The sequence below is a fragment of the Lentimicrobium sp. L6 genome (assembly GCF_013166655.1).
Lineage (GTDB): Bacteria > Bacteroidota > Bacteroidia > Bacteroidales > UBA12170 > UBA12170.
The window spans coordinates 39,328-51,938 of sequence record NZ_JABKCA010000011.1 but is presented as its reverse complement, the minus strand read 5'-3'; the positions used below and the strand labels follow the sequence as shown (position 1 = coordinate 51,938).

9 protein-coding genes are annotated in these 12,611 nt (G+C 35.9%); 2 read left to right on the top strand and 7 right to left on the bottom strand.

Translation table 11 applies throughout. The annotated features are described in order from the left end of the window. The first annotated feature begins 161 nt into the window (after window positions 1–161). Together HNS38_RS04310 and HNS38_RS04305 are read left to right on the top strand one after the other, a co-directional pair. Window positions 162–2,183, top strand: coding sequence for an agmatine deiminase family protein (locus HNS38_RS04310; RefSeq protein ID WP_172346029.1), 2,022 nt, complete (start codon window positions 162–164; stop codon window positions 2,181–2,183). Window positions 2,184–2,800: 617 nt separating this feature from the next. Next, window positions 2,801–3,754 (top strand): transketolase family protein, encoded by a 954-nt coding sequence (locus HNS38_RS04305; RefSeq protein WP_172281041.1) that lies wholly within the window; start codon window positions 2,801–2,803, stop codon window positions 3,752–3,754. A 142-nt stretch (window positions 3,755–3,896) separates the two neighbouring features. Here the strand turns inward: HNS38_RS04305 and HNS38_RS04300 are convergent, their stop codons facing one another. From HNS38_RS04300 to HNS38_RS04270, 7 genes are all read right to left on the bottom strand, one after another. Then, a complete protein-coding gene (locus HNS38_RS04300; protein WP_172281042.1) occupies window positions 3,897–4,868 on the bottom strand; it encodes a MoxR family ATPase in 972 nt (323 codons plus the stop codon). A 3-nt stretch (window positions 4,869–4,871) separates the two neighbouring features. Further along, window positions 4,872–6,263 carry a peptidylprolyl isomerase gene (locus HNS38_RS04295; RefSeq protein WP_172281043.1) on the bottom strand — a complete coding sequence of 464 codons (1,392 nt, stop codon included), beginning with the start codon at window positions 6,261–6,263 and terminating at the stop codon, window positions 4,872–4,874. Between the two features lie 2 nt (window positions 6,264–6,265). Then, window positions 6,266–7,084 (bottom strand): hypothetical protein, encoded by an 819-nt coding sequence (locus HNS38_RS04290; RefSeq protein WP_172346023.1) that lies wholly within the window; start codon window positions 7,082–7,084, stop codon window positions 6,266–6,268. 110 nt (window positions 7,085–7,194) lie between these two features. After that, window positions 7,195–9,204, bottom strand: a complete 2,010-nt coding sequence (locus tag HNS38_RS04285) for a peptidylprolyl isomerase (RefSeq protein WP_172281045.1) — start codon at window positions 9,202–9,204, stop codon at window positions 7,195–7,197. A 37-nt stretch (window positions 9,205–9,241) separates the two neighbouring features. Further along, a complete protein-coding gene (gene guaB / locus HNS38_RS04280; protein ID WP_172281046.1) occupies window positions 9,242–10,705 on the bottom strand; it encodes an IMP dehydrogenase in 1,464 nt (487 codons plus the stop codon). A gap of 146 nt (window positions 10,706–10,851) precedes the next feature. Continuing rightward, window positions 10,852–11,841: a hypothetical protein gene (locus HNS38_RS04275; RefSeq protein ID WP_172346022.1), complete on the bottom strand. Its 990-nt coding sequence runs from the start codon at window positions 11,839–11,841 to the stop codon at window positions 10,852–10,854. Window positions 11,842–11,913: 72 nt separating this feature from the next. Then, window positions 11,914–12,567, bottom strand: a complete 654-nt coding sequence (locus HNS38_RS04270) for a porin family protein (protein ID WP_172281048.1) — start codon at window positions 12,565–12,567, stop codon at window positions 11,914–11,916. Window positions 12,568–12,611: the final 44 nt, after the last annotated feature.

Below are 12,611 nucleotides of genomic sequence, written 5' to 3'. Positions count from 1 at the left end.
TGGCCTTTGCGGGTTTTCCTTTGCGTTTTCTTTGCGTGGAATAAATGAATATTTAATATTTGATTCACAACTAAAAATCATTATAAATTACTTTCTAAGTGCTAAGGCAACCATTAATGATGTAATTTGGTCTGCTATTAAAAACATCATAATTAACAAACATGAATAAAAAATACCTATTGATATTTGTGGCCTTTCTTTGGTCAGGAATGAGTCTTTTCGCGCAACAACTATCTTCAGAAGAATTGAAAAAAGGAAGATGGTTATCACAAGAAGAATATGACAATAGAAGCAATGTTGGTAAATTCTTTCAACCTAGCGAGGCTCCTGAAGGCCCTATAAATCCAGTTGCTGAGTTTGAGCCCATGGAAGCGGTTCTAATTGCTTATCCATTTGGTATTCCAATGGAATTAATAGTAGAAATGTCGAATGTGGTTAAGGTAACCACTTTAGTACATTCTACTAGCCAACAAAACTCAGTTACTACTCAGTATGAAAATGCTGGTGTAAATATGGATAATGTTGATTTTATGGTGGAGCCTCATAATACTTATTGGACACGTGATTACGGTCCATGGTTTATTCGTGAAGAAGATCAGGTTTCTATCGTTAACTTTACCTATAACAGACCTCGTCCAGATGATGATATTATTCCTGCTAAAATAGCCGATATATATGGTGCTGCAGTTTATAATATGCCTGTTGTTCACACAGGTGGAAACTATATGTGTGATGGCTTTGGCATTGCGGCTCAAACAGAATTAGTTTATGAAGAAAACTCCATTTCAGATGCACAAGTAGATGCTTATATGGAAGAATATTTAGGGGTGACAGATAATTTTGTGGTAACTGATCCATTAGATGATTATATCATGCATATCGATTGTTGGGGAAAATTCCTCGATGTAGATAAGGTATTGGTTTCTCAAGTTCCAGAAAGTGATTATCGTTATGAGGATTATGAAGCTGCTGCCAATTACTTTGCCACAAGAAACTGTGCTTATGGCTATCCATTTGAGGTGATTAGAGTTTATGCTCCAGGAAATTATCCTTACACACCTTATACTAATTCACTCATTTTAAACAATACAGTATTTTTGCCGATTACAGGAAGCACTCACGATGCTACTGCTATTGCAACTTACGAGGAAGCCATGCCGGGTTATAATATTGTTACCGTAATGGCAGGAAGCGATGGTTGGTTAAACTCTGATGCTCTGCACTGTAGAACCCATGAGATTGCTGATTTCGGCATGTTGAAAATCACTCATATTCCAGCATTCCATGGCGAAGTAGAAGTACAAAGCGCTTATACCATTGAAGCTAAAATTCATCCTTATAGCAACGAAAGTCTTTATGCAGATTCTCTTTTGGTTTATTATCAAATCAATGGGGGAGCTTTCCAATTTATGACCATGACGGATAATGGAGAAGAGATGTTCTCTGCTGATATTATCGCTAGTGAAGGTGACGAAGTGGCCTACTATATTCATGCAGCCGATGAAAGTGGAAGAAGCGAAAATATGCCTTATATTGGTGCTCCAGATCCATTTGTATTTACTGTAAGTGGTGAAGCTGTTTCTGAAAATATTACATTCACTCCTGATACTTTATTTGTTCATGAAACTGAAGAGCACGTTATCATTATAAACAATACTGGTGATGGCCCTGCTGCAATAACTAATATAGTCAGAGGAGAAACTGGTTCTCCATTATGGTGGATTAATCATACTGTTCCTGAAATCACTTCTTATCCTTATGAGTTATTACCATCAGAGTCTATTGAAGTATATTTGGATGTGGCAGTAGGCAAAGCCATTTTTTATGATAGCCTTATTGTCACAACGGAAGCTAATAATTATCATAGTATTGTAGCTTCAGATGGAGTAGGTGTTAATGATGAGTTCGATTCTAAAGAATATTTTGTTATTGCTCCAAACCCAATCAATAATCATGGAACCATCAGTTTAGTTTTGGAAGAGCCTGCTGCTGTTCAGCTTGAGATTTTCCATATCAATGGGCAGTTGATACAGCGATTAGAAGACAGTAGATTATCTAGCGGAAGCTATCAGTATAATTGGGATGGTAGAAATTCTCAAGGCTCCGAAATGGAGAATGGAGTTTATTTAGTAAGACTTCAAAAGAATGGTGAAGTAACTATCCAAAAATGGATTAAAATGTAAGTTGTATTTGCAAGAAATAGCCAATCTCATCGTTTTTATTGTTTTAAATTCAGTCATCCCGATGATTTCTATCGGGACTCCTAAATTTCAAGACTGCAAAAACCTCGACCTTGACATCTTTTGCTAAATACTTCTAAATAATAAGATCATTAAAACAAGAGTATATATATTCTGCGCCCGGATGTTTCATTCGGGCGTTTTTTTATGCCCTTATGTAAAGGATGATGGTCTCGATTATTAGAGAATAGTATTCCAAGCTTGTCACTGAGAAATCAAATTCAATATTCTTATCATTGACATATTGAAAAGTTCTGCAAAATATTTTCTTCAGGCTGATCTGTAATTAGGGGTCATTTTTCAGGCTATTCTGTCTTGCTGACCATTTGGAACACTTCGATAAGTTCAGTAACCTATGTAAAGTGATTAATAGTTGTCTTTTTCTGTAAGAATCCAATTTGAAGGATATTTTATTACATAAATATAAGCTTTTACCTCCAAGTACTTTGAACATTTCTTTACTAAATCACACTCTAATTTCTCCAAAAGACCTCCTCAGAAATTTCTCCTTGGAATATTTTCCCTTTTTCTTTAACTTTGAGATAGAAAGGAAAAAATATATGAAATATTCAAATTTGGGCTCAAAAGCTACTCGTTTTGGTTTTGGGGAGGGATTAAAATCTATTGCTGAAAAAGAAGAAAATATTATTGGATTAGGGAGCGATATCACCTCTTCGGTTTGCATGAACTTTTTCGCTGATGCTTTTCCAGAACGATTTTATTCTTTAGGGATTGCTGAGCAAAATGCCATTGGTGTTGCTGCGGGTTTGGCCTTAAGTGGAAAGCTCCCTGTTTTTGCTACTTATGCCGTTTTTGCTGCATTACGTACAACCGACCAAATTAGAATCTCCTTGTGTTATAATAATGTGCATGCTATTATTGGCGGGGCTCATGCTGGTATTTCTGTTGGCCCCGACGGAGCAACTCATCAAGCATTGGAAGATTTGGCTATTATGAGAGTATTACCAAATATGACGGTGCTTTCCCCATGCGACGCCAATCAAGCACATTTGGCGGTGTCTGCAGCCGTTGAACAAGCCAATGGACCAGTATATATTCGTTATGGTAGAGAAGCCGTTCCTAATTTTACTTCTTTTGATTTACCTTTTGAAATTGGGAAAGCTCAAACCCTAGTAGATGGAGATGATATTACTATTATTGCAACTGGACATATGGTATGGGAAGCATTAGTAGCAGTCAAAAAACTAAAGGAGGAGGGTGTAAATGCTAGAGTTATCAATATGCATACCATTAAGCCTCTCGATGAAGAAACCATCATTAAAGCAGCACGAGAAACTGGAGCTATTCTTACGGTGGAAGAACACCAAATACATGGTGGTTTAGGCTCTGCTGTGGCTGAGGTGGTGAGTCAAAACCATCCCGTTAAGATGAAGATCATGGGAATGCCAGACTGTTTTGGTGAATCAGGACAACCAGAAGAATTGTTGGACAAGTATTGGCTCACATCAAAATATATTATTGGACAAGCCATTCAACTTTTTCGCTTGAAGTAGTGGTGGGTGCTGGGTGCTAGTTTCTGGGTATTGTTTTCAATGTCAATTTCTACAAAATACCAGGGACGCTATCCCGTAAAGGGCTATCATCCCATACTTCACGCTTCCAATTTCAGACTTCAGGCTTCCTCCTTTATCCTTCCTAAGCCTTCCCCAATTCCGAAATAATAAATTCCATACTAATTCCTTCGGCTACAGCTTTGTAGTTTCTGACTAAGCGATGTCGAAGAATCTGAGGAGCTACGGCTTTAACATCCTCAATATCTGGGGCGTATTTCCCGTTAATGGCAGCATGGCACTTTGCTCCGATAATTAAATATTGTGAAGCTCGCGGCCCTGCACCCCAACTTAAATAGTCGTTGGTAATTTGGTGGGCCATTGGAGTATTCGGACGAGTTTTAGCCACCAACTTTACGGCGTAATCATATACGTTATCAGTAACAGGAATCTTACGAACTAAGTCTTGGAAAAACAGGATTTCTTCTGCTCCTAAAATCTCATTGGTTTCGTTTTTATGAGATCCAGTTGTTGCTTTAACCACTTGTACTTCTTCTTCGTAGGAAGGATAATCAAGGATGATATTAAACATAAAACGGTCGAGCTGAGCCTCTGGAAGTGGATAGGTTCCTTCTTGCTCGATGGGGTTTTGAGTAGCTAGAACAAAGAAAGGCTTGTCCAACTGATAACTTGTTCTACCTACAGTAACTGATTGTTCCTGCATGGCTTCTAAAAGCGCCGATTGAGTTTTAGGCGGGGTTCTATTGATTTCATCCGCTAAAATAATATTGGAGAAAATTGGACCTTGAATAAACTTAAACTCTCTTTTATCATTCAAAATTTCAGAACCAATAATATCGGAAGGCATTAAATCGGGCGTAAACTGAATCCTTTTATAATTTAAACCTAATGTATCTGCTATCGTATTTACCAATAATGTCTTAGCCAAACCAGGCACACCAACCAATAAGGCATGCCCTTTACTAAATACAGAAATAATTACATCTCGAACGACCTCATCTTGACCAATAATCACTTTAGAAATCTCTGCTTTAAGAAGCTTATACTTTTCTGCAAAAGCATCTACTGCCTCCACATCTGATGCGTATTTTTTCATGGTTTATTTCTTTGAGGACATCAAGTCATTATATAATTCACAGTCAGAATAATTATCTACTATTCTGATATAAGCTTTTTTAGCATGTTCAACCACCCATTCGTCTAGTATGGCTTGATGCTTTTGATTGAGTGCAATATTATAAATCTTATCGTAATCTTGCTCAATATTGGCGCGGTGAGGAGGTGTCTTCTCCACCAATTGTAATAATCGATAGGCTTCTTTTGAATCTTCGTTGGTATATGATGTAGGTTTACTTACATCACCCACTTGCATCTTATCAATCACATAAAAAACCTTTGGGTCCAAAGCTTCAGCTTGAAACATATTATTTCCTGTTTGTGGATTGATTAAATATCCTCCACTAATTTTGTTTGGGTTATCTGAAAACAGTTTAACAGCTTGTGCGAAAGTATAAGTACTGTCCTGAATCAGGTTATAAATACTGTCTAAATAGCTTACAGTTTCTTGAATTTGATAAGGCGTAACCTTTGGGCGCAATAATATATGGCGAACGTTCACAAAGTCTTTTTGATTTTCAATCATTTGAATCACATGAAATCCAGCCTCAGTTTCCACAATACCACTAATTTCACCTTCCTTTAAATTAAAAGCTACATCTTCAAATTCCGGGTACAATTCACCTTTACCATACATTCCTAGTTCCCCACCTTTCTTTGCTGAGCCTGGGTCTTCAGAATATAGGATAGCTAAAGTGGCAAAACTTTCTCCTTTTAAAATTCTCTTACGGAGTTCTAAAAGTCTTTCTTTTACAGCCAATTTTTCCACCGCAGTAATTTGGGGTTCCTTCACCAATTCGGCTACAAAATACTCGGTATTGATGAGTGGAAGACTATCCTGAGGAATTTCCTTATAATAAGCTTTTACTTCTTTTGGAGTGATGCCCACATTACTAACAATTTCACCTTGTACACTTTGCTGTATCAGCTGCTTTTTAATTACTACACGCATCTCATCTTTAAACTCATCAACAGATTTATCATAGTATTCCTCTAGCTTTTCTTTAGAGCCAAACTGAGAAATAAAATAACGAAAACGACGATCAAGCTCTTGGTCAACTTGGCTTTCACCAACCACAATACTATCCACATCGGCTTGATTAAGCAATAAGTTCTGGAAGATAAGATCTTTTAAAATATCGCACTTAATGGTTCTGCTATTGCCCTCAATAAAACCCTGCATTCTATATTGCAAATACTGAGTTTCAATATCCGATTTCAGGATGATATTTTTTCCAACTACAGCCACTACCTGATCTAGAATTTTATCATCTTCAAATTTCGTAATTTCAGTCTGTTCTTGAGCTTGAGCAGTAAGGAGGAATAATCCACCTGCTAGTAACCAAAAGTATCTAAGCACGTTTTTTTGTATCATATTTAGTATATTTCGAATTGTTGTTGTCGAGTAGCTTCTTCGTATATATCGTTTTCTAAGCTATTCAACATATTCAACTTTCTTCGGTTAAGAATAATATTTCGTATGTGATCCTTTTCAAAATTTAAAGGGCTCACATCTTCTTTTATTTTAAAATCTCGCAAATTGGCAAAATACCAATAGGGATGGTCTTTTATTTCTATAAACTTATTATTCTCCAAAAAGAGTTCTTGGTTATAGGTCTCGATAGGAACTCTTTTAATGAGTTCATTGAAAGATATCCAATGTTCATCGTTCAAGTAATAATCAATGGCATTGTTTTGGCAAAACACTTCAACTCTACTTCTATCAAGAGCAGTATCTGCGATATTTTGAATATACTCCTTAGCCTGATCTACTGAATCTGATTGAATAGGAATCTGAATAAATGCAAACTGAAGAATATTGTCTTTCAACTGAAAATCTTTTAAATGATCCTCATAATATTTTTCAATCTCCTTAGTTTCAACCACAGTATCTAACCTTTGATTCACCAATTTCTTTTTGAACTCATAAATAGTCAAACTATTTTCATAGATTCTCAACTGTTCTGAGAAATCTTTTAAGCTATCAGGTAAGTTTTTATCGGCATGTTGCAATAATAATTCTTTTCTCACCCAGTTGTCAACAAGGCTATTAAGCATTTGAATACTATCTGTATTGTTAATATTTCTAGGAATATTTTCAGATAATTCAGAAAGATACAAATAACTTTCACCCACTCTGGCCAATACTGTTTCTTTATCGGAATACAGATGTCTCTTGCAAGCAAATGAAGACATGAGCAGCAATAAAATAAGTGATATTTGAGTCCATTTTTTCATCATAAGTAAACCCAAAGTAGAGGAGGTTCTTGAAACGCTACGCTCAACTTTGGGCTCGCTATTAAGTATTATTTTACAAGTCCATTAGACTTTAAATCTTTTAAAACCTCCTTATCGATAATCACAGGATATTTTGCTTTTAATTCTACTATCCACCGCTTTTCTAATTCATTTTGATAATCAGAAATCACCATACCTCTGCACTCTGATAATTCTTTTTGCATGGGTTTTAATTTCTCATGAATTCTGATTAAAGCCAATGGAGTTCCTGCTTCGTTCTTAATCACTTCATATGAACCCGTTTTCCATTTTACATTATCAATATCAGCATTGTCGCCTTTTAAATACTTTTCACGCTCGTATTTTACTACGTTCAAGCTGTCGTTTTGTAATTCACCTAAAATATCTAAATCAGTTTTATTTAACTGAACCAGAGCTTGGACTGTACTAAATGCTTCTGGATTGGTAAAAGTAAAAGTAGCAGCATCCACTCGTTTGTCCCACATATAATCGTTGCGGTGTTCGTTGAAATAAGCTTCATATCCAGTAGTATCTTTAACGGCTTTTGACCAAACTTTCTCATCCATCAAATCGAATAATAAGATACCATCACGGTATTCATTCATCAATAAAGCAAACTCTTTATATTTAGCTTCTAAGTGACGGTTCTCGTAATCAATGACTGTTTCATCAACGAAATCTTGATATTTCTTATAAATATAACGAGATAAGTCCGTAATAGCAGCTTTCTTACCGCTGGCTTGAATATAAACCACTAAATCATACTGGGTATAAGATTCATCAGCTAATGTGAATAATTCTGTGGTAAATTCTTTTGCTTTTTCTTCATCGTATTTATGAGCCAACAGAGTAGAATCGAGCAGCGTGGTGAGCTCCTTTAAAGCAGCAGGGTTTTCTTTAAAACCTTCCTCTTTTTTCACTTGAGCAATTTTAGACTGACGTCCTTTTTCGCTTCTTACATCTTTCTTCAATCTGTCTTTGATTTCACTTTTAACACTTTCGAAAGAACCAATGGGTTTTTGGTCTAAGAATTTCACAATATGCCAGCCATACATGGTCTGTATAGGGGCAGAAACTTGCCCTATGCTATCAAATTCTGAAACTTGCTTAATAAAAACAGGAACCATACGATTTGCACCAAACATGGGTAGTTCCCCACCTTTAACTGCAGAACCTTTATCATCAGACATGGTCTTCACTAAATCTTCGAAAGACTCACCCGCTAAAAATCTAGCATAAATAGCTTCTACATTCTTCTTAGCTTCCACTGGATCAACTGCAGTGTCACCCTCCATACTTTTAATGAAAATATGAGCTACTTGAGCTTTTCCTATCGCTGGTATTTCATCTGTTTTATAAATCAAATGGTATCCAAAGCGAGAACGAGTTGGAGCTGACATTTCATCAATACCGATATTATAAGCCGCAACTTCAAAAGGATAAACCATATCGAATACTGTAAAATAGCCTAAATCACCTTGATTCCCCTTTCTTGCTGGTCTTCGCCCTTCAGCAGGCATATCTCTAGCAGAACGATCATCAGAATATTTAACTGCAGCATCCGCAAAACTAATTTCGCCAGATTCAATTTCTGCTCTGATTTTATCAATTTTATTATAGATTTTCAAAGTATCCTTTGGTAAGGCATCCTCATCAAGAAATAATAAGATGTGGCTTACTCTCACATCTTTTTGCATGCGGTCATAAGCTTCCGTCATTAATTCCTCATTGATATCCTCATCAACCAAATAAGGCTTTGCCAACTGATCTCTATAACCTTCAAGCTCTTTAATAAAAGAAGGAACCGTATCTTTTTTCATGGATTTGGCTTCGTTTACTTTTAATCGGAAGTTAACATAGAGGTCAAGATATTCATCTACAGATTTTTTGTCTATTGATTTATCAGTGTTGTTTTTCTGATAGATATTCCAAAATTCCTCAACAGTGATGGCTTCCTCACCAACGGTCATTAAGGTTTTTTCTGCATTTTGCGACTGTACTTGAGATACGATAAGAACAGCAACTAAGCTTAACAATAAAGATTTAAAGAATTTCATTTTTTAATTGTTTTGACTTTATGATTGGATAAATGAATTATGATCTACTGTAATTAGGAGCTTCACGAGTAATGGAAACATCATGAGGATGGCTTTCAGCTACCCCAGCGGCTGTGATTTTAGTAAACTGTGCTTTATGAAGGTCACTAATATCCGATGAACCAGTATATCCCATACCTGCTCTTAATCCTCCAACTATTTGATGAATAACTTCTGATAAAGTGCCTTTATAAGCCACACGTCCAGTAATTCCTTCTGGAACCAATTTACTAATATCGTCTTCCATATCTTGGAAGTAACGATCTTTACTACCTTTTTGCATGGCCTCTAATGAACCCATCCCACGGTATGACTTGTATTTTCTTCCTTCGTAAATGATGGTTTCTCCTGGAGACTCATCGACTCCAGCGAACAATGAGCCAGCCATAACGGTGTGACCACCAGCCGCTAAAGCTTTTACAATATCACCTGTATAACGGATTCCTCCATCGGCAATAATTGGGACACCGGTACCTTTTAATGCTTTAGCTACATTGAGCACAGCACTTAATTGAGGAACACCAACACCTGCAATAATTCTTGTGGTACATATAGAACCAGGTCCAATTCCAACTTTAACTGCATCGGCACCCGCTTTTACTAAAGCTAAAGCAGCTGCACCAGTAGCAATATTTCCAACAACCACATCAATATTAGGGAAGGAAGCTTTGATTTCTTTTAATACCATCACCACACTCTTGGTGTGACCATGGGCTGTATCGATAACAATAGCATCAACTCCTGCTTTTACTAAAGCATCGGCTCTTTCCAAGCTATCTCCACTAATGCCTATGGCAGCAGCCACTCGAAGTCTACCCATGGTGTCTTTACAGGCATTTGGGCGCTGCTTAATTTTGATGATATCCTTATAGGTAATTAAACCAACCAGCTTATTGTTTTTATCAACCACTGGAAGTTTTTCAATTTTATATTTTTGAAGAATGTCTGCTGCTTTCTCGAAATCAGCAAATTCATTAGTAGTAATCACTTCATGAGTCATTACATCATTAACTGGTTTGTTGAAATCCCTTTCGAAACGCAAATCACGATTGGTGACAATCCCCACCAATTCGTTATATTTATTCACTACTGGAATTCCACCAATCTTATACTCAGCCATCATATTTAAAGCATCAGAAACCAATGCATTAGAGTGTAGTGTAACAGGATCGATAATCATCCCATTTTCTGCTCTTTTCACTTTCCTTACCTCATTAGCTTGGCTATCAATACTCATGTTTTTATGAATCACACCTATACCACCGTCTTGTGCTAGTGCTATAGCCATTGCTGATTCAGTTACTGTATCCATAGCTGCAGATACAATAGGAATATTGAGTTCAATGTTTTTGGTAAATTGGGTCTTCACATTAACCTCTCTAGGTAAAACCTCAGAATAGGCTGGAATTAGAAGTACATCATCGTAGGTGAGGCCTTCTTGAATTACTTTGCTGTGCGACATGTCTTATGTTTAAAAATTTGTGCAAAAGTATGAAAAATAAGACTGCTTAAAAAGTTAAAAAACCTGAATCCAAGGTATATATAACATCATAATTTTTATATGGATTGTCACCTAAGAGAATCAACTAGCAGTATATTTATAAAGGTCTACAATCCAGGTTTATACCCAGACTTAATCAGTATTTGCTGGGCATCTTTGTTTTGAAGGAGATCTTTTAGTTCCACTTCATTTTTCTTCATGTAAGAAAATACAATTTGATAGCCAAGCCAAATTCCTGTTCGTGGCGCAGAATCATCACCTAATGATGTTGTGAATGGTGAATCTGAAATGAACTTATTATAAGTCAAGTAATCTGAAGTGTATAATAATTCATTCTCAATATAATACCTCCATAAATCTTTTTCTTTTTCTTGAAGCCATTGAAAATGAGTTTCTGTTTGAGTAAAAAGCACTTTGTCGCTTAATGCAGGACTCATACTTTTGATAAAATAGAGCATTTTACCTTCATAAATCATCTGCTCTAGAAGTTGGGTATTATTCCCTGGAGATGGAATATAAGACTTAGCAATGGCCATTAGAACATCCTTAAGGAAAAATTTTTTATCTAGAGAAAACTGCTTGTATTTTGGAGTTCCAGCCATGTTATAAGCTTCGTGATTATAGCCTAAGTAATGATCTAGACTGATAACTATAACAGGATCCTCATAATAGGTTTCCGCTTGGTCGCCGGAGATATAAGAATATACTTCTGGAATTTGAAATTTGGGGAAATAGAACTGTAAATACTGAAAGGCCTTTGATAGTTCAACTTCTTGAGACGTTAAGTTAGGAAATACCTTCTCAGTTTCGTCGAAAAGCTTCTGCAAATAAGGGTCGCTCACATAGTTTTTTAACTGTACAATTTGGTCTTCTTGTAGTGTTTTGTTGCCTAAAAAAAGTGGAAATTGTGTTTGTAGCTCATTTATTCTTCCTATACTTAATGGCGCAGCAAACAAAGCTTGTTCATAGCGTTGAATTTTAATATCCCTACTTTCTATATCTGAAACATCCACGTTAAAAGGATGATTGCATGAGCTTGCAAATATTAAAATTACAAAAAATATCAAAGAGAGTTTAAAGTGTTTTACCTGCCTCATTTTTATTAAATTATAGATTACAAAAAAAACCGTTTCTGATTAAGGAAACGGTTTTGTAATTTTTTTATTTCTTTAGATAAATTTAAAACCTAAAGTAAATACCCAGACATTATTTTTAAAGTTGAAATCACTTTTATTATACAAATCACTCAAGCCTTTTTCGTAACGTACATCGAAAGTGAAGAAAAGAACATCAACCCCAGCTCCAGCCTGCATATACCATGTAGTTTGGTTGAAATCATCAACGGTAATCGGATCCACTACCTCACCATTGAAATCAGTACCATCTCCAGTTGTATATTGATATTCTACACTTTTACTAGATGCGAAAGAAATTTCTGGTCCCGCAAAAATCCTCAAATTGAACATTTTACTTTTTACCAAATAAAAACCTACAAGAACAGGAACATCTATAGTACCAATCTTCATACTGGTTTTAGCACCCACTTTCTGATTATCATAATCTAATACAGGTACTACTTCGTACTCTAATTTAGTACTCCTATGGTTATAGATCGCTTCTGGCTGAATATATAACTTATTGAATTTTAATCGAACAAACACACCACCTTGATAACCCAACTGATTTTCAGATGCAAAATTTTCACTTAGATTTGTTGATAATTTTGAAGTCGTTAGACCTCCTCTAATACCAATATTTGGCAATTGAGCCATTAAGGCTGTGCTCATTAATAACACCGTAAAAACAAGGAATAATTTTCTCATAACATATAGATTTTATAATTACTTACTCAACATAGATTTGTTTA